The organism is Azorhizobium oxalatiphilum (assembly GCF_014635325.1).
Classification (GTDB): domain Bacteria; phylum Pseudomonadota; class Alphaproteobacteria; order Rhizobiales; family Xanthobacteraceae; genus Azorhizobium; species Azorhizobium oxalatiphilum.
In genome coordinates this window covers 177,676-200,872 of sequence record NZ_BMCT01000004.1, presented here as the reverse complement: position 1 = coordinate 200,872, position 23,197 = coordinate 177,676, and the positions used below count along the sequence as shown (strand labels likewise).

The 23,197-nt window shown below is 67.6% G+C and carries 23 protein-coding genes; 10 read left to right on the top strand and 13 right to left on the bottom strand.

The genetic code is table 11. The features are described from left to right. Positions 1-114 precede the first annotated feature (114 nt). From IEW24_RS15355 to IEW24_RS15335, 5 genes are all read left to right on the top strand, one after another. On the top strand, positions 115-867 hold the full coding sequence (locus IEW24_RS15355; protein WP_188580147.1) for a calcium-binding protein: 753 nt from the start codon (positions 115-117) through the stop codon (positions 865-867). Between the two features lie 91 nt (positions 868-958). Further along, entirely contained in the window at positions 959-2,758 is a 1,800-nt protein-coding gene (locus IEW24_RS15350; protein ID WP_188580145.1) for a type I secretion system permease/ATPase, read from the top strand. Beyond that, complete coding sequence (locus tag IEW24_RS15345; RefSeq protein WP_188580143.1) at positions 2,745-4,067, top strand: HlyD family type I secretion periplasmic adaptor subunit; 1,323 nt, start codon at positions 2,745-2,747, stop codon at positions 4,065-4,067. Before IEW24_RS15350 ends, IEW24_RS15345 begins: the two co-directional genes overlap by 14 nt. 191 nt (positions 4,068-4,258) lie before the next feature. Then, positions 4,259-4,873: a biliverdin-producing heme oxygenase gene (locus tag IEW24_RS15340; protein WP_188580141.1), complete on the top strand. Its 615-nt coding sequence runs from the start codon at positions 4,259-4,261 to the stop codon at positions 4,871-4,873. A gap of 45 nt (positions 4,874-4,918) precedes the next feature. After that, positions 4,919-5,128: a hypothetical protein gene (locus IEW24_RS15335; RefSeq protein ID WP_188580139.1), complete on the top strand. Its 210-nt coding sequence runs from the start codon at positions 4,919-4,921 to the stop codon at positions 5,126-5,128. 16 nt (positions 5,129-5,144) lie between these two features. Here IEW24_RS15335 and IEW24_RS15330 read toward each other — a convergent pair whose 3' ends face one another. The 12 genes from IEW24_RS15330 to IEW24_RS15275 form a co-directional block, all read right to left on the bottom strand. After that, positions 5,145-6,353: an amidohydrolase gene (locus IEW24_RS15330; RefSeq protein WP_188580137.1), complete on the bottom strand. Its 1,209-nt coding sequence runs from the start codon at positions 6,351-6,353 to the stop codon at positions 5,145-5,147. Positions 6,354-6,380: 27 nt separating this feature from the next. Next, on the bottom strand, positions 6,381-7,139 hold the full coding sequence (locus tag IEW24_RS15325) for a DeoR/GlpR family DNA-binding transcription regulator (protein ID WP_188580134.1): 759 nt from the start codon (positions 7,137-7,139) through the stop codon (positions 6,381-6,383). Positions 7,140-7,171: 32 nt separating this feature from the next. Beyond that, positions 7,172-8,182 carry a 4-hydroxythreonine-4-phosphate dehydrogenase PdxA gene (gene pdxA / locus IEW24_RS15320; protein ID WP_188580132.1) on the bottom strand — a complete coding sequence of 337 codons (1,011 nt, stop codon included), beginning with the start codon at positions 8,180-8,182 and terminating at the stop codon, positions 7,172-7,174. Further along, positions 8,179-9,429: a four-carbon acid sugar kinase family protein gene (locus IEW24_RS15315; RefSeq protein WP_188580129.1), complete on the bottom strand. Its 1,251-nt coding sequence runs from the start codon at positions 9,427-9,429 to the stop codon at positions 8,179-8,181. The genes pdxA and IEW24_RS15315 overlap by 4 nt, the downstream gene beginning before the upstream one ends. Before the next feature lies 1 nt (position 9,430). Continuing rightward, on the bottom strand, positions 9,431-10,459 hold the full coding sequence (locus IEW24_RS15310; protein ID WP_280514981.1) for a 2-keto-3-deoxygluconate permease: 1,029 nt from the start codon (positions 10,457-10,459) through the stop codon (positions 9,431-9,433). Positions 10,460-10,793: 334 nt separating this feature from the next. Beyond that, positions 10,794-11,546 carry an IclR family transcriptional regulator gene (locus tag IEW24_RS15305; protein WP_188580125.1) on the bottom strand — a complete coding sequence of 251 codons (753 nt, stop codon included), beginning with the start codon at positions 11,544-11,546 and terminating at the stop codon, positions 10,794-10,796. Between the two features lie 67 nt (positions 11,547-11,613). Beyond that, positions 11,614-12,492 carry an HpcH/HpaI aldolase/citrate lyase family protein gene (locus IEW24_RS15300; protein WP_188580640.1) on the bottom strand — a complete coding sequence of 293 codons (879 nt, stop codon included), beginning with the start codon at positions 12,490-12,492 and terminating at the stop codon, positions 11,614-11,616. Then, positions 12,492-12,950 (bottom strand): MaoC family dehydratase, encoded by a 459-nt coding sequence (locus tag IEW24_RS15295; protein WP_188580123.1) that lies wholly within the window; start codon positions 12,948-12,950, stop codon positions 12,492-12,494. The genes IEW24_RS15300 and IEW24_RS15295 overlap by 1 nt, the downstream gene beginning before the upstream one ends. 3 nt (positions 12,951-12,953) lie before the next feature. Beyond that, entirely contained in the window at positions 12,954-14,159 is a 1,206-nt protein-coding gene (locus IEW24_RS15290) for a CaiB/BaiF CoA transferase family protein (RefSeq protein ID WP_188580120.1), read from the bottom strand. Further along, positions 14,152-15,429: an acetyl-CoA hydrolase/transferase family protein gene (locus tag IEW24_RS15285; RefSeq protein ID WP_188580118.1), complete on the bottom strand. Its 1,278-nt coding sequence runs from the start codon at positions 15,427-15,429 to the stop codon at positions 14,152-14,154. Before IEW24_RS15285 ends, IEW24_RS15290 begins: the two co-directional genes overlap by 8 nt. Before the next feature lie 22 nt (positions 15,430-15,451). Then, positions 15,452-16,618, bottom strand: a complete 1,167-nt coding sequence (locus IEW24_RS15280) for an acyl-CoA dehydrogenase family protein (RefSeq protein ID WP_188580116.1) — start codon at positions 16,616-16,618, stop codon at positions 15,452-15,454. A gap of 40 nt (positions 16,619-16,658) precedes the next feature. Further along, complete coding sequence (locus IEW24_RS15275) at positions 16,659-17,855, bottom strand: CaiB/BaiF CoA transferase family protein (RefSeq protein ID WP_188580115.1); 1,197 nt, start codon at positions 17,853-17,855, stop codon at positions 16,659-16,661. Between the two features lie 29 nt (positions 17,856-17,884). On the opposite strand from IEW24_RS15275, the gene IEW24_RS15270 reads away from it, so the two are divergent. From IEW24_RS15270 to IEW24_RS15255, 4 genes are all read left to right on the top strand, one after another. Next, complete coding sequence (locus tag IEW24_RS15270) at positions 17,885-18,172, top strand: hypothetical protein (protein ID WP_188580113.1); 288 nt, start codon at positions 17,885-17,887, stop codon at positions 18,170-18,172. Positions 18,173-18,457: 285 nt separating this feature from the next. Beyond that, positions 18,458-19,489: a TRAP transporter substrate-binding protein gene (locus IEW24_RS15265; RefSeq protein ID WP_188580111.1), complete on the top strand. Its 1,032-nt coding sequence runs from the start codon at positions 18,458-18,460 to the stop codon at positions 19,487-19,489. Positions 19,490-19,541: 52 nt separating this feature from the next. Next, complete coding sequence (locus IEW24_RS15260) at positions 19,542-20,102, top strand: TRAP transporter small permease subunit (protein ID WP_188580109.1); 561 nt, start codon at positions 19,542-19,544, stop codon at positions 20,100-20,102. Then, positions 20,099-21,394, top strand: coding sequence for a TRAP transporter large permease (locus IEW24_RS15255; protein ID WP_188580107.1), 1,296 nt, complete (start codon positions 20,099-20,101; stop codon positions 21,392-21,394). The genes IEW24_RS15260 and IEW24_RS15255 overlap by 4 nt, the downstream gene beginning before the upstream one ends. Before the next feature lie 6 nt (positions 21,395-21,400). Here the strand turns inward: IEW24_RS15255 and IEW24_RS15250 are convergent, their stop codons facing one another. After that, positions 21,401-22,636: an amidohydrolase family protein gene (locus tag IEW24_RS15250; RefSeq protein ID WP_188580105.1), complete on the bottom strand. Its 1,236-nt coding sequence runs from the start codon at positions 22,634-22,636 to the stop codon at positions 21,401-21,403. Between the two features lie 101 nt (positions 22,637-22,737). Here IEW24_RS15250 and IEW24_RS15245 point away from each other — a divergent pair, with 101 nt between their 5' ends. After that, the gene (locus tag IEW24_RS15245; RefSeq protein WP_188580103.1) at positions 22,738-23,178 is read left to right on the top strand and encodes a nuclear transport factor 2 family protein; all 441 of its coding nucleotides are present in this window, start codon (positions 22,738-22,740) and stop codon (positions 23,176-23,178) included. Positions 23,179-23,197: the final 19 nt, after the last annotated feature.

Here is a 23,197-nt window from a genome sequence, read left to right as displayed (position 1 = left end):
CACGCCCTTCGTGTTTTCCAGCGGCCGAGGCCGCTGGAGAAGCCGCCGCGTCGATCGGCGCGGCTTTTCATCCGATGACTATTGATCATTGGATCAACATTTGGAGTTCAACAGATGGCTACCATTACGCTTACCGATGCGAACAGCGATGGCGTCGGCGTTGACCTGCTGGCTTATCTGGACGATTTCAACAGCAACTTCACCCGTGGATATTTCGGATTTTTCTCGGACAACGGCGCAGATTTGAGCGGAAATGAGTTTTCCTTCACCGAATCCAGCACGGTTACGGTCGGAGACATTCCCTCAACCGCTGATAGCGTGGCAATAGGCTCCGGCACCGCCGGCGACTTTTCCTATGACTTCCTCACCCACACCCTCGCTGGCACTCTCGACAGCGTGAGATTCGGCCAGGGCCTGTCCTATGACGCCGCCAGCGACAGCTTCAGCCAGTCGGCCACCGACATCGCCATCACCGGCCTCGGCCTCTCCGGCTCGGGCACCGGCAATGCCGTGCATACGCTCATCTATGACCTGATGGGCGGCAGCAGCACGGTGCTGCTCGCCACTCTCAACGCCCAGAGCAACACCATTATCGGCAGCAGCGGCGCTGATACGATCTACAGCTTCGACGGCAACGACACCTTCACCGGCGGCGCCGGCTCGGACTTCTTCGTGTTCGACGGCACCGACGGCGCTGATACCATCACCGACTTCAGCGTGACCGAAGACGGCATCGACGTCACGGCCTGGGGCTCCTACTCCATCACCGACACCGCTGCCGGCGCCGTGCTCTCCTACGGTTCTAACAGCATCACCGTGCTGGGCGTGACCGCGGCGGACATGAGCACGGCCGCCATCTTCGTCTGATCGGGCCCGCAAGGGTCTGACCCGCAGGCCGCCGCGCGAGGCCCCACCTCGCACGGCGGCCTGCTCCCCACCTCCCACCGCAGGTTCGCTGATGCGCCCGTCCGGCCCCAAACCCTCGTTCCGCGCGCTGCTGCCCGCCGGCCTCGGCCCCATGGCGGCGGCGCTCGGGCTGGTGAGCGGCATCGTCAACCTGCTCGCCCTCACCGCCCCGCTGTTCATGCTGCAGGTCTATGACCGCGTGCTCGCCAGCCGCAGCCTGCCGACGCTGGCCGGCCTCGCGCTGCTCGCGGCAGGGCTCTATGGCTTCCAGGCGCTGCTCGACATCCTGCGCGGGCGCGCCCTCACCCGCATCGGCGAGATGCTGGACCATGCGCTCGCCGGCCCCGTGCAGGCGGCCGTCATCGCCCAGCCGCTGGACGGGCGCGAGAAAGCCGATGGCCTCCAGCCGCTGCGCGATCTCGACAATGTGCGCGGCTTCCTCGCCGGGCAAGGCGCCAGCGCCTTCTTCGATCTGCCCTGGATGCCACTCTATCTCGCCTTGTGTTTCGCGCTGCATGTGTGGATCGGCGTTGCCGCGCTCGTGGGCGCGCTGGTGCTGATCGCCCTCGCGCTGCTGGGCGAGTTCCTCTCGCGCAGGCCGGTGGCCGAGACCATCCGCACCGGCATGGCCCGCGTGGCACTGCTGGAGGCCGGGCGGCGCAATGCGGAAGCCGTGCGCGCCATGGGCCTCTCCGAGCGCGTCGCGCAGCGGTGGTCCGCCGCCAATGCCGCCTATCTTTCCGCCAACCGCCGCGCCAATGACCGCGCCGGCGGCCTCGCCGCAGTCTCGCGCGCGCTGCGGGTTGCGCTGCAATCCGCCATGCTGGCCATCGGCGCGCTCCTTGTGATCGACCAGCAGGCCACCGGCGGCGTGATGATCGCAAGCTCAGTGCTCATGGGCCGCGCGCTGGCGCCGGTAGACATGGTGATCGGCAGCTGGAAGGGCTTTGCCGCCGCGCGCCAGAGCGCCCGCCGCCTCGCCGATCTGCTCGCCCGCCGCCCCCAGGCCACGCCGCGCACGGCCCTGCCCCGTCCGGAACGGGAATTCCGGGCGGAGAACCTCTCCATCGCCCCGCCCGGCACCCGCAAGGTCAGCGTGAACGGGGTCAACTTCACGCTTTCCGCCGGCAGCGCGCTGGGCATCATCGGCTCCAGCGGGGCCGGCAAATCCACCCTCGCCCGCGCGCTGGTGGGCGTGTGGGCCCCGGCCGCCGGCAAGGTGCGGCTCGACGGCGCCACGCTGGACCAGTGGGACCGCGCCAGGCTCGGCCCCCATATCGGCTACCTGCCGCAGGGCATCGACCTGTTCGAGGGCACGGTGGCGGAGAACATCGCGCGGCTTGATCCCACGCCCGATGCGGAGGCGGTGGTCGCCGCCGCCCGTGCGGCCGGGGTGCATGAGATGATCCTGAAGCTGGAAGATGGCTATGACACGCCCATCGGCGAGGCGGGCCTTGCCCTCTCCGCCGGCCAGCGCCAGCGCATCGGGCTGGCGCGGGCGCTTTATGGCGATCCCTTCCTGGTGGTGATGGACGAGCCCAATGCCAATCTCGATGCGGAGGGCGAAGCCGCCGTCCTCGCTGCCATCGCCGCCGTGCGGGCGCGCGGCGGCATCTGCATCGTCATCGCCCACCGCCCCAGCGCGCTCGGCGCCGTGGATCATCTGCTGCTGATGGAGCCTGGACGCCCCAGCGTGTTCGGCCCGCGCGATCAGGTGCTCGAAGCGCTGCGCAAGGCGCAGGGCGCCGCTGCCCAGAAGGGCGCCGCCCGCGCCGCCGGCCCGCTGCGGGTGGTCGGCGGCGAACCCGTCGCCCCGCTCGCCGAACAGGAGGCCGCCCATGCTCCCGCATGAGACATCCCACCCCGATCTCCATGCCGTGCGCCGCTCCGTCCGCCGCCACCTCATGGCGGGCGGGCTGGTGGCGGTGCTGCTGGTCGGCGGCGTCGGCGGCTGGGCTGCCGCCACTACGCTGGCCGGCGCCGTGGTGGCGAGCGGCACGGCGGTGGTGGACAGCTATGTGAAGAAGGTCCAGCACCCCACCGGCGGCGTGGTGGGCGAGATCGCCGTCACCGAGGGCCAGAGGGTGCGCGCCGGCGAGGTCGTGATGCGCCTCGACGCCACCCAGGCCAGGGCCAGCCTCGCCATCCAGTCCAAGCGCGTGGTGGAATTCACCGCCCGCCGGGCACGGCTGGAGGCCGAGCGCGATGACCTGGCGCAGATCGTCTTTCCCGACTGGCTGCTGCGGGCGGACATGCCCGAAGCCACCGCCGCCGTGCACAGCGAACGCAGCCTGTTCGCCGCCCGCCGCGCCGCCCGCCTCGGCCGGCAGGCGCAGCTGCGCGAGCGCATCGCCCAGTCCCGGCACGAGATCGAGGGCCTGAAGGCGCAGGAGGCCGCCTATGACCGGGGCCTCGTGGTGCTGGAGAAGGAGATCGCCGATCTCAGGCCGCTTCTGGCCAAGGGCATCGTGAACGTGCAGCGGCTGAATTCGCTGGAGACGCAGGCGGCCACCTTCGGCGGCGAGCGCGGCGAGAAGATCGCCTATCAGGCGCAGGCCGCCGGGCGCATCGCGGAAGCGGAATTGCAGATTCTCCAGATCGATCAGGATCTGCGCACGGAAGTCGGGCAGGAACTGCGGGATGTGGACGCGCAGCTGGGCGAGGCGGTGGAACGCAGGGTGGCGGCGGAGGATCAGCTCAGGCGCATCGATCTCATCGCCCCGCAGGACGGCGTGGTGCACCAGCTCTCCGTGCACACGGTGGGCGGGGTCATCGCGCCGGGCGATATCATCATGTCCGTGGTGCCCACGGCCGACCGGCTGGCGGTGGAGGCGCGCATCCGGCCGCAGGATATCGATCAGGTGCAGGTGGGCCAGTCCGCCCTGCTGCGGCTCAGCGCCTTCAATGCCCACACCACGCCGGAGCTGGGGGGCACGGTGACGCAGGTTGCCGCCGACCAGACCGAAGATTCGCGCACCGGACAGCTGTACTACCTTGTGCGGATTGCGCTTCCGGCCTCGGAATTGCAACGGATGGCCGGGCAGCCCCTTCTGCCTGGCATGCCCATTGAGGTATTCATCACAACAGGTGCTCGCACAGCGCTCTCCTATCTGGTAAAACCCCTGTATGACCAGATCAATCGTGCGTTCAGAGAGGAATAGTACTACCTATGCGCGAGCGAGTTTAGAACCACTTTCAAAGACACGCTTCTGTATTTTGGAATTATTTCTGACTACGCACGCACACTACCCTTGAGAACGTACGGAAGGTGGAGCGGCAGGTGGAATTTTGGACCACCCGCACGCCGCAGCCGCCCGAAGTTCAGCCGCTTCCGAATCTGAGGATCCACACCATGAGCACCATCGAACTCGAGCCCCCCGTCAGCGACAGCCGCGCCAAGCGACTCAAGGCCCACACCCACGACACCCACGACCGGCTGGACAAGTCGATCATGGGCCACAACCCCTTCGCCAGCCGGGAGACCTACGGCCAGTTCCTGAAGGTGCAGTACGCCTTCCATCGCGAGATCGATGCCCTCTACAGTGATCCGATGCTCGACAAGATGCTGCCCGACCTGCCGGGCCGCCGCCGTTTCGGCCAGATCCAGCAGGATCTGGCGGACCTCGGCATCGCCGAGCCGGTGATCGAGAGCGCCCCGGCCTTCACGGCGGGCGGCACCGTGGACATCCCCACGGCGCTGGGCTGGCTCTATACGGCCGAAGGCTCGAACCTCGGCGCCGCCTTCCTGCTCAAGGCCGCAGCCACCCTCGGGCTCAACGAGACCTTCGGCGCGCGCCATCTGGCCGCAGCCCCCGAAGGCCGCGGCCTCCACTGGCGCACCTTCACCGCCGCGCTCGACGAGCTGCCGGTGGACGAAGCCGGGGAAGCCCGCGTCATCCTCGGTGCCGAAACCGCCTTCAAGCGGGTTCAGAGCCTCGTGGACCAGAACTACGCCGCTGGCGCCTGACCAAACGGGACAGGCGCGAACCGCCTTTTGCGAGAGCTTCGTTCAATGAACATCGGCAGCCTTTCATCCGTTGCGGACGCCTTCGTCTGGGGGCTGGCCGCCGTTGCTTTCCTTGTGCCTCTCGCTCTTGGCATTCTGCTGCTGGTGCATCTCGCATGGGCCTTCGTGCTGTGCCGGAACGATTACGACGCGGCTCTGGCGGCACTCGCCCGCCAGGCCGGCCCCCGCTTTCCTTCACGCCCGCAGAGAAACTGAGGCCCCGCCTCCGCTCTCAGCGGGTCGCCGGCTCGCCTGCCGCAGACAGCACACCCGCCTGCAGGATGCCGCCCTTCATCACCGCCACCGGCAGGCTCCGCTCCACCACCAGCTGGGGCACGTGCTGGACGTCGAACACCAGCAGGTCCGCCGGCCGCCCGACGTCCACGGCCCCCGCGCCGAGGCCGGTGACGGCATGCGCAATGCCCGTCACATGATCGAGCAGGCCTGAGAGGCTCTCATCGCTGCGCAGCCCGAAGCGGTGTGCGGCGAGCATCATGCGCTCCGCCATGCCCACCACGGTGGCCGGGTTCCAGCAGTCGCGCACATTGTCCGAGCCGAAGAAAACCGGCACGCCTGCCGCCCGCAAGGCCGGGATCGGCGGGCAGCGCTCCCCGCCCGGAATGCTCGACAGGATCGCGACACCCGCCTCCCGCAGCAGCGCGCAATGGGCGGCAAGCTGCCGTTCGTCCGCATCGGCCAGCGCGAAGGCGTGGCTGATCGTCACCTGACCGCCAAGGCCCGCCGCGCGGGTGCGCGCCGCAATGTCGGCGATCTCCGAGAGCCCCGCCTCGCCGCCGTCGTGCAGATGGATGTCGATGCCGCGCCCATGGCGCCCGGCGAGCGCGAACAGGATGTCGAGCTGGCCCTTGAGATCGCCGTCGCAACCGATGGGATCGAGACCTCCAACGAGATCGGCACCCATGCCCATGGCCTCGTCCAGCAGCGCGTGCACCGGCGCGCACGCCAGAACGCCGCTCTGGGGGAAGGCGACGATCTGGATGTCCACCCGGCCCCGCCACGCGTCCCGCAAGGCGAGGATCTGCGCCAGATGATCGAGGCGCGTGACGTCGTCCACATCCACATGGGTGCGCAGGCTGATGGTGCCGTGCTTGAGCGCCATCTCCAGCAGGCGCACCGCGCCACGCTCGGCCAGCGGGGAGGTCTCACGGCGCCGGAATTCCTTTTCCGCCTCGATGCGCCCGCGCACGGAGGGGGCCGCATTGTGCGGGCGCCAGGGCAGGCCCAGCATGGTCTTGTCGAGATGCAGATGGCCGTCGGTGAAGCCGGGCAGCACGAGCATGCCAGCGGCATCCAGCACCTGCCCGACGGCAGGCGCAGGCGCCGCAGCGTCGGTAAGGCCGGCAATCAGGCCGGCGCGGATGGAAATGGACACCGCCCGACCATCGGCGAGGCGGGCATTGCGGATCAGGCAGTCGTCCATGGGATCACCGGAAGGGAAGAGGGGCGGTCAGGGCCGCACGATCAGAACCTGCCCGCCGGCCGTCTTCAAGGCCGCGACCTCGTCCTCGGGCACGCCGGTGTCGGTCACGATCTGCCAGCGCGCCGGCAAGGGCGCCCAGTAGGAGACTTCGGCGCGGCCGATCTTGGTGGCGTCGGCCAGCACCACGGTCTGGCGGGCCTGCTGCATCATGAGGCTTTTGAGCGCCACCTGATCCTGACTGGCCTCGCACAGGCCGCGTTCCGCGACTACGCCGTCCGCGCTGGTGAACAGCCAGTCGGCCGTGATGCGGCGCATGGCATCGAAGGCCAGCGCGCCCACCGTGCCCATGCCGGTGGGGCGCAGGGCGCCGCCGAGCACGGTCACGTCGAGGCCCGGCTCCTTCGCGAGGAAGGGCAGCAGGGCCACGTTGTTGGTGACGATGCGCAGGGTGCGCCCCTTCAGGAAGGGGCCAAGCGCCATGATGGTGGAGCCGGCGTCCAGAATCAGGCTGTCGCCATCCTGGATCATGGCTGCGGCGGCGCGGGCGATGGCCTGTTTCTGGCGGCCCTGCGCGACCTTGCGTTCGGCCAGCGTCGTCTCATGGTGACGCTCGGCGAGGATGGCGCCGCCATAGGTGCGCCGAACCGCATTGTCCTTCGACAGGCGCTGGAGATCGCGCCGCACGGTCGAGGGCGAGACCCCGAACCGCGCCGACAGCTCCGTGACGTCGACTTCCCCGGCGCGCAAGGCGTCGAGGAAGTGTGAGCGGCGCTCCTTGCTGCGCATGGTCCCTCGAAAAACGTAGAGTCGCTCTACGTTTAGGAGGCGGCCCGCGCAGGTGCAAGGTCCACGGCCTGGCGCAGGGCCTCGATGAGGCTGCGCTCGTCGGCAATGCCCTTGCCGGCGATGTCGAAGGCGGTGCCGTGGTCCACCGAGGTGCGGATGACCGGCAGGCCGACGGTGATGTTCACACCGGCCTCAAGGCCCAGCACCTTGATCGGGCCGTGGCCCTGATCGTGATACATGGCCACCACCATGTCGTAGTCGCCGCGTCCCGCGAGGAAGAACAGCGTGTCCGCCGGCAGCGGGCCGCGCACGTCCCAGCCCTTGGCGAGGCACTTCTCGACGGCGGGGGTGATCTTCTCGGCTTCCTCGCCATAGCCGAACAGGCCGTTCTCGCCCGCATGCGGGTTGATGGCGCAGACGCCGATCTTCGGGTTGGCGATGCCCGCCTTCACCAGCACGTCATGGCCACGGGCAATGACCCGCTCCACGAGGCCGGGCTCGATCTTCGCGATGGCGTCGATGAGGCCGATGTGGGTGGTGACGTGGATGACGCGCAGCTTGGGCGACACCAGCATCATGGACACTTCCGGCGTGCCGGTGAGATGCGCGAGCAGCTCGGTGTGGCCGGGATACTTGTGGCCGGCGGCGTGCAGCGCCTCCTTGCTGAGCGGAGCGGTGCAGATGGCCTGCGCCTGACCGGTGGTGGTCAGCTCCGCCGCCTTCTCGATGAAGCGGTAGGCGGCTTCACCTGCGGCCGGGGACACCTGGCCGAAGGCTAAGTCTTCCGGCACCACGCCGAGGTCGAGGCACTGCACCCGGCCGTTGGCATAGTCGGCGTCGGCGGCATCCTTCAGCGCATCCACCTCGAGGGGGGAGCCGACGACGGCACCGGCCTTGCGCAGGCGGGCGGCATCGCCGATCACCAGCGGCTCGCACATGCCGTGCACCACCGGGTGCGCCAGCGCCTTCATGATGATCTCCGGACCAATGCCGGCGGGATCACCCATGGTGATGGCGACGGTGGGAAGCCGGGGGCGGCTCATGCCGATGCTCCTTTGCGAATGGTCCTGAGACGGGCGGCGATGCGCGAGAGGCTGTCCTCGTCGCCGAAGGCACCGGCCTTGGTGACGACCGGCACCGACAGGGCACCAAGCGTCAGGCCGAGCGCGACGCCGGGCTCGATCTCGTCGATGAGGCGGATGCCGTTCACGCCGAAGCTGGACAGCAGCGCGGCGGCGGTCTCCCCGCCGGTGGCGGCGAAGGCGCTCATGTGGCCGGCGACCGGCTTCAGCGCGTCCGCCAGCCCTTCCACCAGCCGGGGGCCGAGGGTCATGTCGGGCTTCTCGCCCATGACGATCTCCACCATCACGTCCTGCCCGGAATCAAGCAGAGCGGTGACGGTGCGGCCGAGTTCGGCGCGCGCTTCCGGGAGGCTGAGCAGCACTTCGGTGGTGACGGGCACATGGGTGATACCGCCGGCCGCGATGAGCTTGCGGGCACCGGCCCGCGAAACGGCGGCGAGCGAGCCCACCACCATCAGCGCGCCCTGCGTGGACGTGGACAGGGCCGGCTTGGCATCGCCCGCGTCGGGGCTCGCCGCCGCCAGCGCATGGGCAAGGCCGGCGCTGCCGATGAAGAAGGTGCCCGGACGCGCCGGCAGGCTGGCCTGCGCGATGCGGTTGAGGTCGTCATCGCTCTCCGCATCGCAGACGGCGACGATGTCGCCCTGCCCCGCGATGGCGTCGAGCGCAGCCTTGAGGCCCTCTGGCGTGCCACGCACGGTGGCGAGCGGCACGACCTCGCCCTTCACGCCGGCGGTGGCCAGCACCTCGACGAGATTGGCGCTCTCATAGCTGTGGTCGCGCTGCCAGACCTCGGCCTCTTCCAGCGGGCGCCCATTCACATGGATGCGCCCGCCGATCGTGGTCCGCCGGGTGGCGGGAAAGGCCGGGGCGAAGATGCCGAAGGCCGCGCCCGACTGCGCCTTCAGGAAGGCGATGGTGGCGGCCGTCTCCACGGCGGGGTTGCCGCGCAAGGTGGAGTCGATCTTCTTGAACAGCGTGCGGTCGGTGGCGGAGAGCCTCGCAAGCATCTCGCCATGCGTGCGCGCGGCGACCTCGGGGGCCATGCCGCGGCTGTCGGTGTCATAGGAAAAGACGGGCGGCTGTGCGCCCGTCTCCGGCGGCTCGCCCCAACTGACCCCGGCGTCGGAACCGCGCCGCCCGAAGGCAATGGCGCAGTCCGCAGCTCCGGTGAGGTCGTCGGCGAGAATGAGCCAGCGACCAGCCATGTCAGTGCCCGGCCGGGGCAGTGGCAGGCTTGCCGGCTTCGAGGGCCGCAGCCTCATCGGCAACTTCCGTCGGATCGTCGGGACGACCGAACACCCGGTAGACCCAGGCCGTGACCAGCGGGGTGAGGATGGCCGTCACCACCACGCAGGCGGCAACCAGAATGGTGGCAGGCGCGGCGGCAGCGGCATAGGCCGGATTGGCGGCGGCGACGATGGCCGGAACCGCAGCGGCGTTACCCGCCGTGGAGGCAGCGGAGACGCCCGCCACGCCGGTGCCGCCGGTGAGGCGATCGGCGAAGAACAGCGGAATGCCCGTGACCACGACCACCGCGACGCCGAGGCCCACGCCCAGCAGGCCGGCATGCCAGACCTTGGAGAGATCGAGGCCCGCACCAAGCGCGAAGGAGAAGAACGGGATCATCACCGGAATGGCCTTGCTGAGGAAGGCGCGCATGTCGCGGTCGAGATTGCCCAGCAGCATGCCCACGGCGAGCGGCAGGATGGAGCCCACCAGCGCCTGCCACGGGAAGGCAGACAGACCCGCCACGCCCAGCGTGACCATGGTCAGGAACGGACCGGACTCGAGCGTCATGATGGTGTAGGCGCCCACATCGCGCGGGCGGCCATACTGACCCATCAGCGCCATGTAGAGGCCGCCGTTGGTGTCGTTCATGGCGGCGACGATGGCGAGCGTGGACAGGCCCGCGAACATGCCGGCGGCGACCGGCGCCTCACCGAGGAAGCGGCCGAAGATCACGCCCAGCACCATGGCCATGCCGACCTTCACCGCGAAGAGCGTGCCGCCCTTCTTGATGATGTAGGGGGTGGCCTTGAAGTCGATGCTCGCGCCCATGCAGACGTAGAACACCGCGAGAATGGTGAGCGAACCGGAGAACAGGGCGCCGGTGAAGGAACCGAACACCTTGGGCGTCTCAGGGAAGAAGGTGGCGATCAGCGCGCCGATGAGCAGCGGCACGACCATCATGCCACCGGGGACCTTCTCGATCGCACGCTTGATTGGAATCTGCACTGGCCTTCTCCCTTTACGCGTTTCGCGCATTTCGCGGCGCACATCGCGCGCCTTCGATCCATTGTTAGCCGTGCTTATTGCGCGCGGCGACCATCATGGCAAGGCAATATGCGCATTTTGAGCAATTCCAGCCCACATTTCGCCTGATTTGTCGCAGGCGCGGGCACAACCGCGATTGCGCGAAAAGCGCGCAAAATCTGGCTTTCATAGGTGGATCGGCGGCGGCGCGGCCGGTCACACACTTGTAATGACAAGTGAAAATGGTTTGCGCCAAACGCGCAAGAACACCGTAGCAGCCAACCGACCCGAGGTCGGACCGCGCATTCTGCGCTGCTCAGCTGCCGGAATATTCGTCCAGCAGCGGCCGGAAGCGGCTGATGGCCCGGCGGGAGATGTCCGCCATCGCCTCGATGCGCTGCACGCACCGGAACTCCGGCCCCGCCACCACCATGGCCAGCCGGCGGGCACCCAGCGGCAGCGGCAGCGCGACGCCGCACAGGTCCTGGCTGTAATCGGAAATGCTCTGGAACCAGCCGCGTTGCTCGGAGCGGCGGATTTCCGCTTCCACTTCCTCGATGCTGGTCAGCGTATTGCGCGCATATTTCACGAACTTGATCTTGCGATAGAGCGCATAGCGCTCATCCCGGCTGTACTGGCTCAGCACCGCCCGCCCCGTGGAGGTGGCATGGATGGGCAGCTTGTGGCCGATCTGCGCGAAATAGCGAATGGGCGAGGTCGATTCCACCACATGGATGAAGATCAGGGACGTGCCCGCCGGCCCGCCGATGGCGGTGGTTTCCCCGGTCTCCTCGGCCACCTCGCTCACCAGCGAGGCGATGGCCTCCGGCAGCGGCTCCGCATCGGCCACCGCATTGGACATCACCTGCCAGCGCGGGGTGGGATAATAGCCCCCCCGCGCCTTAGGCTCGTAGAGATAGCCCTTGTCGATCAGCGTATTGATGAGGTTGAAGGTGCTGGAGCGCGGCCAGCCGAGATCATCGGCCAGCTCCGACAGGCTGGCCGGCCGCTTGCGCTTCGCGAAATATTCCAGGATTTCCAGAACATTCTGGGCCTGTTTCACGGCCATTGCGCCACCACCATTCCCTTGTCTTACGTTATCCGTGCCCGGCCCCGCGCGGGGCCGGGACTGGCGTTCATGCGGAACCCGTTCCCGCTCCGGCCTGCGCGAGGATACGCTCCGCGCTGCGCAGATGCGGCTTGTCCACCATCTTGCCGTCGAGGTTCACTACCCCCGCGTTCGGCTCGTTGGCAAACGCCTGACGGATACGCTGCGCCCAGGCCACCTCGTCCGCAGACGGTGTGAAGGCGGCATTCACCACATCCACATGGCTGGGATGGATGACCATCTTGGCCGCGAAACCATCGCGCCGCGCCGCCCGGGCCTCCCCATCCACCTTGGCCAGATTGCCGATATCGGTCGTCACCGTATCCACCGCCGCCACCCCCGCCGCAGCGGCAGCCATGAGGCAGAGGTTGCGCGCCAGCACGAAGGGCTCGCTGAAGCGCCCCTCCGTCTCGTTGGAGGTGGCGCCCACGGAGGCCGCCAGATCCTCCGCTCCCCACGCCATGCCCCACAGCCGTGGGCTGACACCGCGATAACGCGCCCCGGCCAGCGCCAGAACGGAGTCCGCCGTCTCGGTGACGATGGCGAGGATGCTTGTCCGGCCGGCCGCGCCCTCCCCTTCGAGCGCCTCGCAGATATCGAGATAATGGCCCAGCTGGAGCACATGGTCCGGGCCGGCGCATTTGGGCAGGACGATGCCATCCGGCCGCCCCGGCATCACCGCAGCCACATCCGCCGCGGTGAGGCCGGTGTCGAGCGCATTCACGCGCACGAACAGCTTTTGCCTGCGCGGAGCGCGCAACATCTCCAGCACCTGCGCGCGCGCCGCCGGCTTGGCGGGGAGCGCGACGGAATCCTCCAGATCGAGGATCAGCGCATCGGCGGTGCCGCCGGATGCCTTTTCGAACTTGCGGGCGCTGTCGCCGGGCACGAAGAGGAAGGAGCGCATCATGCGGCCTCCGGACGGCGGTTCATCATGGCGGTGCGCCGGCAGGAGGCCACGACCTCGCCGCGCTGGTTGAGCGCCGTATGCTCGAACTCCACGATGCCCACCTTGGGGCGTGACTTGCTCGCCCGCACCGACAGCACCTTGGTGCGCGCCTTCAGCGTGTCGCCATGGAACACCGGGCGCGGGAAGGCCACATCGGTCATGCCCAGATTGCCCACCGTGGTGCCGAGCGTGGTGTCATAGACGGTCATGCCGATCATGATGCCGAGCGTATAGAGGCTGTTGAACAGGCGCTGCCCCCATTCCGTGCCCTCCGAGAAATGCGCATCCAGATGCAGCGGCTGCGGGTTCATGGTCATGAGGCTGAACATGGTGTTGTCCATCTCCGTGACCGTGCGGGTAAAGACATGATCGAACTCCTGCCCCGCGCTGAACTCCTCGAAATACAGACCAGCCATCTTTCATCCTCCCTGTCGGTTCTTGTCTATCTCGCCCGCATCCCGATGCACGACGCCCGCCGCCGCCAGCGCGTCGAGGCGCGCCTCGTCCAGTCCCCAGCCCGCCAGCCGCTCGGCCGCCGTCCTCACGTCGGCACCGGGCGCCGCGGCCGGCGTGCCCGAAAAGCGTGGCGCGGGCGCGGGATGGGCAACCCCGTCCACCTCCACGAAACTGCCCCGCGCGCGATGGTGCGCATGGGCCGGGGCCTCGGCCATGGTGAGCACCGGCGCAACGCAGGCGTCCGTATCGGCAAACAGGCTTTCCCAATGCGCGCGCGGCTGCGCCCGGAAGCGTTCGGCCAGCAACGCCCTTGCCTGCGGCCATGAGGCGGGATCCGCGAACAGCCGCTCGTCCTCCGGCGCGATGCCGAGGCGCGCCAGCATTTGCGCGCGGAACTTCTGCTCGATGGGCGCCACGGCCACATACTGCCCGTCCGCACACGCGTAGACGTCATAATGGGGCGCGCCGGAATCCAGCAGGTTGGTGCCGCGCTCGGTGCCATGCAGGCCCGCCGCCGCAAGCCCGAACATGGAGGCCATGAGCGTTGCTGCGCCGTCGATCATCGCCGCATCCACCACCTGCCCCCGGCCGGTGGCGCGGGCGGAATGGAGCGCGCACACGATGCCGAAGGCCAGCAGCAGCCCGCCACCGCCAAAATCCCCCACCAGATTGAGGGGCGGCGTCGGCGGCTGGCCGGCCCGGCCGATGGCATGGAGCGCGCCCGTGAGGGCGATATAGTTCAGATCATGCCCGGCGGACTGCGCCAGCGGCCCCTCCTGCCCCCAGCCCGTCACCCGCCCATAGACCAGCGCCGGATGCTGGCCGAGCAGGTCCTCCGGCCCCAGCCCGAGCCGCTCCATGGCGCCGGGGCGGAACCCTTCCACCAGCGCATCGGCCCGGCCCACCAGCTCCCGGGCCAGCGCCAGCCCCTCGGGTCGCTTGAGGTCCAGCCGCAGCACGGGCCGGCCACGGGCAAGGATATCGAAGCGCGGCGGACGGGCGATGCCGAGGCCGCTCGCCACCGTGCGGTCGATGCTGATCACCTCGGCACCGAGATCCGACAGCAGCATGGTGCAGAAAGGCGCCGGCCCGATGCCGACGAACTCCACCACCCGCAGCCCCGCGAGGGGGCCGGGGCGCGGCGAGACATGAGGGGCCGGCTTAGGCATGGGGCTGTGCCTCCCTGTAAGCGCGCTCCAGCTCCTCCCGGAATGCCGGATCCGCTATGGCGATCATGCGCCCTGCCCGCTCGGCGAGCGAGAGGCCACGCAGGTCCGCCACCCCGTGCTCCGTCACCACCACATCCGCATCGCTCTTGGGCAGGGTCACGTTGGCCAATCGGGGCACGATGCGGCTCACCGTGCCTTTGCGCGCGGTGGCAGGCAGCGCGATGATGCTGCGCCCGCCGCGCGACAGCCGTGCCGCGCGGGCGAAATCCATGAGGCCGCCGGTGCCCCCCACATAGGCGCCACCGGCCATCTCCGTATTGGCCTGTCCGGACAGATCCACCTCCAGCGCCGAATTCACCGTCACCAGACGATCGATGGATGCCAGAACCTCGCGCCCGTGGGTGTAGCGCGCAGGACGCACGCGGATACCGGGATTGGCATGCACATGGCGGCGCGCCAACTGCGTGCCGAAGACGGCATTGGTGACGGTGAGGCCCGCATCGATGCTCTTGTGCGCATTGGTGACGATACCGGCCTCGATCAGTTCCACCGCGCGATCCCCGATGACGCCGGAATGCAGGCCGAGATCGCGATGCTGGCCCAGCGCCGCGAGCACCGTATCGGGAACGGCGCCGATGCCGATCTGGAGCGTGGCCCGCTCCGGCACCAGCTCCGCCACATGCGCGGCGATGGCCGCCTCCGTCGCCCCCATCGCGGTTGGCGGCACATCGAGCGGAGCATGGGTCTCAGCGGCGACGAAGAGGACGTTTGCGAGCCCCTCCGGCAGAGGCGCATCATGGGTCCAGGGGACGTCGGAATTCACCTCGACGATGACGAGGCGGGCATGACGGGCAGCCTGCGCCGCATAATCATTCACCAGCCCGAGGCTGTAGCCGCCCCCCGCCTGTGGGGGCGCCGCCTGCAGCAGCACCACATCGGCTCCGCGCGCGCCGCTGGCGAAGGCGGCATTGAGCGCGCTGTAATGCTCCGGGACGACATCGAGCAACCCGGCCGCCCATAGCCGGCTGCCGGCACCCATGGCCCCATAGCCCTTGAGGCGCAGTGCGGCGCCGTGCAGCGTCTGCGGGGTGAAGGTGTTGGAGAACAGAGGGCCGACAAACAGCTCAAGCGGGCCGACGGTGGCCGCCGCCTCCACCAGCCTGCGGGTGAGGGTCAGCGGTTCCGCCGTGCCCTGCCCGCACACCAGCCTGTCGCCGGGGCGCAGCAGCGCCGGCAGGTCCAGCCGGGCCGCATCGATGAGCTCCGTCATGGGCCATCCTCGCGAGGTTCGCTCAATAGGATTTGGGCAGGCCCAGCACCCGCTCGGCGATGAAGCACAGGACGAGTTGTGGGCTGACCGGCGCGATGCGTGGGATCATCACCTCGCGCAGATAGCGCTCCACATGGTATTCCTTGGCATAGCCGAAGCCGCCATGGGTCATGATCGCCTGCTGGCAGGCGTCGAAGCCGGCCTCGCCCGCCAGATATTTCGCCGCATTGGCGCTGGCCCCGCACGGCTGGCCGCTGTCATATTCCCAGGCTGCGCGCATGATCATCAGCCACGCCGCCTCCAGATCCATCCAGTTCTTCGCCAGCGGATGCTGGATGGCCTGGTTCTGGCCGATGGGCCGGTTGAACACCACGCGGTCCTTCGCATAGGCCACCGCGCGGGACAGGGCCAGCCGGCCGAGGCCCACCGCTTCCGCCGCGATCAGCACCCGCTCGGGGTTCATGCCGTGCAGGATATATTCGAAGCCGCGCCCCTCCTCGCCGATGCGGTCCTCCTCGGGGATCTCCAGCCCCTCGATGAACAGCTCGTTGGAATCCACCGCCTTGCGGCCCATCTTCTCGATCTCGTGCACGCGGATGCGGTCGCGATCGAATTTCGTGTAGAACAGGCTGAGGCCGAGGGTAGGCTTGGTCACATGCTCCAGCGGCGTGGTGCGGGCCAGCAGCATCATGCGGTCGGCCATCTGCGCGGTGGAGATCCACACCTTCTGGCCATCCACCACATAGCGATCGCCCTTGCGCACGGCGCGGGTCTTCAGCTGGGTGGTATTGAGCCCGGTGTTGGGCTCGGTGACGGCGAAGCACGCCTTCTCCTCCCCCCGCAGCATGGGCGGCAGCATCCGCTGCTTCTGCTCTTCAGTGCCATAGACCACCACCGGATTGAGCCCGAAGATGTTGATATGGGCACAGGACGCCCCCGACATGCCGGCCCCGGAGGCGGCAATGGTCTCCATCATGATCGCGGCTTCAGCAATGCCGAGACCCGAGCCGCCATAAGCCTCAGGAATGCAGATGCCGAGCCAGCCATCGGTGGCGAGCGCCTGATAGAAGGCCTGCGGAAAGGCGCCGGTGCGGTCCGTCTCCAGCCAGTAGTCGTCGCCAAAGCGGCTGCAAATGCCGGCGATGGCCTCGCGGATCGCCTCCTGCTCCGTGGTCAAGCCGAAATGCATCTGGCGCCTCCTTCCCCGTTTTTGTCTCGCCCCGGCAGGCTTACACGCCGCTCAGGATGCCATCGGCCTTCAGCCGCGCGATCTCGTCCGCATCAAACCCGCTCTGCCGCAGGACCTCCTCGCCATCCGCTCCCTTCGCAGGCGCCAGACGGCCGATCTCGGCGGGCGTGGCCGACCATTCGGTCGGCATGCGCATCACCCGCACGGTGCCCTCCGTGGGATGCTCCATCAGCTGGAAGAAATCGGTGGCGGTGAGCTGCGGATCATCCAGAATGCTTTCCAGATCATGCATGGGCATGCAGGGCACATCCGCCTGCTCCAGCAGTTCCAGCCATTGCGCCGTGGTGCGCGTGAGGAAGATGCGGGCCAGCTCGCCATAGACATGATCCACGTTCTGCGAGCGGGCGCGGAAGGAGGCAAAGCAGGGGTCGCGGAGCAGATCCTCCATACCCACGGCGGCGAGGAAGCTCGACCACTGCTTGTCATTATAGACCAGCGCGCAGACATGGCCGTCCGCCGTGCGGTAGGGGCGACGCTCGGAGGAGAGCTGGCGGGCATAGCCGCCCTTGTCCAGCGGCGGTTCGAAGGTGAGGCCGCCCATGTGATCGCTCATCACGAAGCCCACCATGGTCTCGAACATGGGCACATCCACCCGCTGCCCCTGCCCCGTGCGCTCGCGATTGACCAGAGTGGCGCAGATGGCACCGACTGCGGCGAGCCCCACCACCCGGTCGGCCATGGCCGAGGGCACGTAGCGCGGCACGCCATCGACGGAGGCGCGGGCGATGAGCGCGGACATGCCCGCCCCGCCCTGGATCAGATCGTCATAGGCCGGCTTGGCCGCATATGGGCCGGCCTGGCCGAAGCCGAAGACACCGGCATAGATGATCCGCGGATTGGCTGCGCTCACCGCCTCATAGGAGAGGCCGAGGCGCGCCATGGCCTGCGGCCGCACATTATAGACCAGCACATCGGCATCGGCGGCGAGGCGCAGCAGCACCTCCCGGCCGGCCGGTTGCTTGAGATCCAGGCAGATGCTGCGCTTGTTGCGGTTGGCATTGAGATAGATGGCGCCCATGCCGGGATTGACGAAGGGCGGGATCTGCCGGGTGAGATCGCCGACCGGCGCCTCCACCTTGATGACGTCCGCCCCCATGTCGGCCAACTGCTGGGTCGCATAAGGCCCCATCACCACGGAGGTCATGTCGATGATCTTGATGCCAGCCAATGGACCCATGCGCCTGATACCCGAAGCAAGAACAGACAGTGGACGGGACGATGCCCCTGCAACCACCAAGAGGGTTAGACCTGTTCACAGGCATGGACAAGAATTTTTTATGGAAGAATTATTCGATGCAATGCAGCGAGACTATTCCGCGCCGCACCGACCTGGGCAGGCCCGTCGCCCATAAGACCAACATCTTCAACATGTTGAAATTCATTTGGTTTTTCCGCACTGCCAAAAGCTGCCCGGCGTCCGTTTTTGCGTTGACACCTTCATTCACGCGGGGATACGAATTTGTCCTCGAATATGAACAATGCCTGCGCAAATGATGGCCGCTCCAGAGCGGCCGCGTATTGGGAAGCAGGATCATGGACATCCCGGTCCACCGGGCTGAACGCCATCCTAGACGTGGCTCCGGGAAGACCCAACGCCCCCGCTTCACAAGTAATGATCGTCTGAACATTATTTTCCAGCGTGACTGCCGCCTCGCCCCTCAGCCACAGCCGGCAGCAGAAATTGTCCGGGCCGCACCCCGGAACCGGAAACGCCCATGGCCCGACAGAAGGCCGACGTTTGCGGGCCACCAGACTAGAAATTTCTCCGGGAGGAATGCCATGCTTAAAGCGCCATCGCGTCTCGCCGCCGCCCTTCTCGTCGCCTGCGCCGGCCTCGGCTCCGCACGCGCCGCCGATGTCACGCATCTGCGCGTCGCGGATTCCTTCCCGAGCGGCCATTACCTCAGCCGGCTGCTGCTCAAGCCCTGGATGGATGAAGTCACCAAGCGCACCAACGGCGCCATCGTGTTCGATTATTTCCCCGGCCAGCAGCTGGGCAAGGCGGCCGATATGCTGGCGCTGACGCAAAACGGCGTCGCCGACATCGGCTATGTGGCCCCCGCCTATGTGTCGGACAAGATGCCGACCTCCGAGGTCGCCATGCTGCCCGGCAGCTTCGCCAACAGCTGCGAGGGCACGCGCGCCTACTGGAAGGTGGCCCGCGACGGCCTGGTCGCCAAGCAGGATTACGCGCCCAACAGGATCCGGCTGCTTATCGCGGTGGCGCTGCCGCCCTACCAGATCCTCACCGCCAAGACGCCGGTGACGAAGCTGGAGGATTTGAAGGGCCTGAAGCTGCGCTCCACTGGCGGCGCGCAGGATCTCACCCTGCGCACGCTCGGCGCCGTGCCGGTGCGCATGGCCGCGCCGGACACCTATGAATCCCTCTCGCGCGGCACGCTGGATGGCGTCGTTTTCCCGCTCGACAGCGTTGTCTCGTACAATGTGGAGAAGCTGGTCAAACACTCAACGGAGAAGGCCAATTTCTCCAGCTTCATCGTCGCCTACTCCATCAGCGACAACGCCTGGAAGAAGCTGACGCCGGAGGTGCAGAAGATCATGCAGGAGGCGGGCGACGCCACGGTGAAGTCCGCCTGTGCCGCAGTCGATCAGCAGGATGCCGAGATCAAGAAGAAATTGCAGGATGCGGGCGTCGCCTTCGAGCCCCTCACCCCAGCCTTCTCCGCCCAGCTCACCGACCTTCTGAAGAATGTCGCCAACGAGTGGGCCACCGGCCTCGATGGTCGCGGCAAGCAGGGCACGGCGGTGCTGAAGGAGTTCCGGGAGGCCCTCGGCGCGCCGGCCAATTGACCGGCGACCATAGCCTCTCTCGCCCTTCCTTCCCCCTCCTCAGGTGCGGCACATGGAAAGTCTCATCAAGGGCCTGCTCGGTGTCATCGGCGCCATCGAGCGCGTCGCCATCGGCATCGCCATGGTGATGATGTTCGCCATCATGGTCATCGTCGCCTCCGATGTCTTCATGCGTTATGTCTTCAACAGCCCGTTCGCCTGGGCCTATGACCTGATCTCGCTCTATCTGATGGCCGGCGTGTTCTTCCTCGCCGTCTCGCAGGCCTATGGCGCCGGCGCGCATGTGAGCGTGGACATCCTGCAACAGACCTTCCCCCCGCGCGCCAAGCGCCTGTCGGAATGCGTCACCTGCATCGTCGGCCTTGTCGCCTTCGCGCTGGTGGCGCGCTTCAGCTTCGACCGCGCGCTCGATGCCTATCAGTCGCAGGACGTGATCGCCGGCAGCATCCCCTGGCCCACATGGCCCTCCATCGCGCTGGTGCCGCTGGGCACCGGCCTGCTGTGCCTGCGCCTTGCCGTCACGCTGCTCGGCCAGCTTGCCAGCCTCGCCACCGGGCGGGACATCATCCCCGCCGTCGCCAACAGCCACGACACCGGGGAGGTGTTCGAATGATCACCCTCATCGGTCTCGGCCTACTCTTCCTGCTGCTCGCCCTCGGCACGCCGGTGGGCTTCGCCATGCTCGTGGCGGGTATCACCGGGCTTTATCTCATCGGCGGCATGGGCATGGTGGCGGGCATCCTGCAGACCGCCCCGCTGTCCACGGTCGCCGCCTATGAGCTGATCACCATTCCCATGTTCCTGCTCATGGCCGAGCTGGTGCTGGTGAGCGGCGTGGCGGACGATCTGTTCCGCGCCACCGCCGCCTGGATGGGGCGGGTGCGCGGCGGCCTCGGCATGGCGACCGCGCTGGCGGGCGCCGGCTTCGGCGCCATCTGCGGCACCAGCACGGCCTCCGCTGCCACCCTCTCCTCCACCAGCCTGCCCGCCATGCTGAAGCAGGGTTATGAACCGCGCCTCGCCGCCGGCGTGGTGGCCATTTCCGGCACACTGGCCATGCTCATTCCGCCCAGCATCGCCCTCGTGGTCTATGGCCTGCTGGCGGAGGTGAATATCGGCGGCCTGCTGATCGGCGGCATTTTGCCGGGCATTCTCGTCACCTTCACCATCATGGCCACGGTCTGGTTTCTGGTGTGGCAGGATCCCTCCCGCGCGCCGGAAGCCACTCCTGTGAGCTGGCGCGAGAAATTCCGCCTGCTGCGCGTCATCGGACCCATGCTGCTGCTGTTCGGCATGGTCACGGGCGTGATCTATACCGGCATCGCCACCCCCACGGAGGCTTCCGCGCTGGGCGCGGCGGGCGCGCTCCTCATCGCGCTCTGGTATGGCAAGCTCACCCCGCGCAGCCTCAGCCGCGCCCTGCTGCGGGCCAGCCACGGCACCTGCATGATCGCCATGATCCTGCTCGGCGCCTATGTGTTCGGCTACTTCTTCACCATCACGCAGGTGACGCAGAACATCGTCGCTTTCGTGGGCGGGCTGGAGGTGTCGCGCTGGGTGATCATGGCGCTGATCCTGTGCGGCTACATCGTGCTGGGCATGTTCATGGACCAGATCGCCATTCTGGTGCTGACCGTTCCGGTTGTCCTGCCGCTCATCAAGTCGCTGGGCTTCGATCCCCTGTGGTTCGGCGTGGTGAAGATCGTCACCGCCGAGGTGGGCATGATCACGCCGCCCATCGGGCTCAACTGCTTCATCGTCTCGCGCTATTCCGGGCGGCCGGTGGCGGAGGTGTTTCGCGGCACCTTCCCCCATTTCGTGGCGCATCTCATCGCCATCGCCATTCTGGTGGCCTTCCCGCAGATCATCCTGTGGCTGCCCTCCATGATGCATGGCGGGCACTGAGGGTCCTCAGGGCTTGAGCAACTGGACGTCCGGCCGGGAGAAACTCGGCCGGCCGGCCTTGAAGCCCATTACCGGCTCGGCCAGTTCGGCCAGCGCGTCCGCCCCCGTGGCGGCGCCCAGCACCACCAGATCGGCGGGATTTCCAACCGCGATGCCGTAATCACGGGCATTGATCAGGCGCGCCGGCAAGGTGGTCACGAGATCGAGGCAGCGCTGGAAGTCCGCGGGCGCGGCCTGCGCCACGTTGGCGTAAAAATTCGCCATGCGCAGCAGCGAGCAATCGCCGAAGGGCGTGAACGGGTTCAGCACATTGTTGGTGGCCACCGAGCAGGTGACGCCCATCTCCACCAGCCGATGGGCCGGCGTGAGGCCGCGCGGCACCGCATGGTCGCGGTCGCGCCCCATCAGATAGAGGTCGGTGGCGGGCAGCACGGTGAGCGCCACACCGGCATCGGCGAGCCGCCGGCCGATCTCCGCCAGCTGTGCCAGCGCCACCATTGACAGCTTGGTCACATGGCCGATGGCGACCCGGCCCTGCCAGCCGTGGGCCTCCGTCTGCCGGCAGATCTCGGTGAGGTGCATCCAGGAGGGGTCGAGATCGAAATCCAGATGGAAATCGAGATCGACATCGAACTGCCGGGCGAGATTGAACAGGATCTCGATCTGCCGGTTGGGATCACCGTCGGTATAGGGGCAGCCACCGAGCAGATCGGCACCATCGTGCAGCGCGGCCTCCAGCAGTTCCTCCGTGCCGGGATCATTGGTGAGCCCCTCCTGCGGGAAGACGCAGAGCGAGAGGTCCAGCCCCCAGGCATAGTCGCGCTTCAGCGCCTTGACCGCCTCGAAGCTGCGCAGGCCGGCGCGCGGATCCACTTCCACGTGGGTACGCATGCGCGTGGTGCCCTTGCCGATCGCCTTCTCGATCACCCGCGCGCCGCGCGCATAGACATCCTCCACCGAGAAGTCGCGCTTCATCGCGCCAACGGCGGCGATGGCCTCCTTGAGGCCGCCCTGCACGTGGCCGCAGCGCCCCAGCAGGCAAGCCTTATCGAGATGGATATGGGTATCCACGAAGCCGGCGATGACCGCGCGGCCGCCCACCTCAACCTCCGGCGCATCGCAGACGAGATGCGGCGCGAGGGCTGCGATGCGGCCCTGTGCGACGCCGATATCCATGGGGACTGCCGCGCCGGGGAGCATGGCCTGACGGAAAACGAGATCGAGTGCGGAAGCGGAGGTCATGTGAGTGCATACGATGTGAGGTGAAACTGTTCAATATAAGTGCATGCAATTTGCACGCCGATTGTCTAGTCTGGATGCGATTTGCAGCAGGGAGACGCACCATGTCCGCCAATGATCCGACCGAACGTGAGAGCGCCGCCCATCTGGCCGCCACAAGCGCGGATGCGGAAATCGTACGCGCCTATCTGGAAGCCTCCATGGTGCCCGACCCGGACGGCGCCGCGCGCTATATGAAGCCGGGCACCATCATCACCTTCACCGGCGCGCGCGACTTCGACCATCCCCGCGGCCCCACCGGCTTCAACGCCATGCGCTATCGCTGGGTAAAAAAGCGCATGGACCGCTTCGACGTGTGCCCCGGCGATGGGGAAACCATCGTTTACAGCGTCGGCACGCTCTATGGCGAATGGCCCGATGGCGAGGCGTTCGAGGGCAACCGTTATGTGGACCGCTTCGTGGTGCGCGACGGGCTCATCGTGAAGATGGACGTATGGAACGACAGCGCCGAACGCGTGCTGACCAGGCGCGGCATCACCGCCTGAGCTTTGACTCAAAGGCGCT

Coding starts and splice junctions, on each gene's coding strand:
- IEW24_RS15355 (WP_188580147.1), top strand. CDS start 115: ATGGCTACCATTACGCTTACCGATGCGAACAGCGATGGCGTCGGCGTT.
- IEW24_RS15350 (WP_188580145.1), top strand. CDS start 959: ATGCGCCCGTCCGGCCCCAAACCCTCGTTCCGCGCGCTGCTGCCCGCC.
- IEW24_RS15345 (WP_188580143.1), top strand. CDS start 2,745: ATGCTCCCGCATGAGACATCCCACCCCGATCTCCATGCCGTGCGCCGC.
- IEW24_RS15340 (WP_188580141.1), top strand. CDS start 4,259: ATGAGCACCATCGAACTCGAGCCCCCCGTCAGCGACAGCCGCGCCAAG.
- IEW24_RS15335 (WP_188580139.1), top strand. CDS start 4,919: ATGAACATCGGCAGCCTTTCATCCGTTGCGGACGCCTTCGTCTGGGGG.
- IEW24_RS15330 (WP_188580137.1), bottom strand. CDS start 6,353: ATGGACGACTGCCTGATCCGCAATGCCCGCCTCGCCGATGGTCGGGCG.
- IEW24_RS15325 (WP_188580134.1), bottom strand. CDS start 7,139: ATGCGCAGCAAGGAGCGCCGCTCACACTTCCTCGACGCCTTGCGCGCC.
- pdxA (WP_188580132.1), bottom strand. CDS start 8,182: ATGAGCCGCCCCCGGCTTCCCACCGTCGCCATCACCATGGGTGATCCC.
- IEW24_RS15315 (WP_188580129.1), bottom strand. CDS start 9,429: ATGGCTGGTCGCTGGCTCATTCTCGCCGACGACCTCACCGGAGCTGCG.
- IEW24_RS15305 (WP_188580125.1), bottom strand. CDS start 11,546: ATGGCCGTGAAACAGGCCCAGAATGTTCTGGAAATCCTGGAATATTTC.
- IEW24_RS15300 (WP_188580640.1), bottom strand. CDS start 12,492: ATGCGCTCCTTCCTCTTCGTGCCCGGCGACAGCGCCCGCAAGTTCGAA.
- IEW24_RS15295 (WP_188580123.1), bottom strand. CDS start 12,950: ATGGCTGGTCTGTATTTCGAGGAGTTCAGCGCGGGGCAGGAGTTCGAT.
- IEW24_RS15290 (WP_188580120.1), bottom strand. CDS start 14,159: ATGCCTAAGCCGGCCCCTCATGTCTCGCCGCGCCCCGGCCCCCTCGCG.
- IEW24_RS15285 (WP_188580118.1), bottom strand. CDS start 15,429: ATGACGGAGCTCATCGATGCGGCCCGGCTGGACCTGCCGGCGCTGCTG.
- IEW24_RS15280 (WP_188580116.1), bottom strand. CDS start 16,618: ATGCATTTCGGCTTGACCACGGAGCAGGAGGCGATCCGCGAGGCCATC.
- IEW24_RS15275 (WP_188580115.1), bottom strand. CDS start 17,855: ATGGGTCCATTGGCTGGCATCAAGATCATCGACATGACCTCCGTGGTG.
- IEW24_RS15265 (WP_188580111.1), top strand. CDS start 18,458: ATGCTTAAAGCGCCATCGCGTCTCGCCGCCGCCCTTCTCGTCGCCTGC.
- IEW24_RS15260 (WP_188580109.1), top strand. CDS start 19,542: ATGGAAAGTCTCATCAAGGGCCTGCTCGGTGTCATCGGCGCCATCGAG.
- IEW24_RS15255 (WP_188580107.1), top strand. CDS start 20,099: ATGATCACCCTCATCGGTCTCGGCCTACTCTTCCTGCTGCTCGCCCTC.
- IEW24_RS15250 (WP_188580105.1), bottom strand. CDS start 22,636: ATGACCTCCGCTTCCGCACTCGATCTCGTTTTCCGTCAGGCCATGCTC.
- IEW24_RS15245 (WP_188580103.1), top strand. CDS start 22,738: ATGTCCGCCAATGATCCGACCGAACGTGAGAGCGCCGCCCATCTGGCC.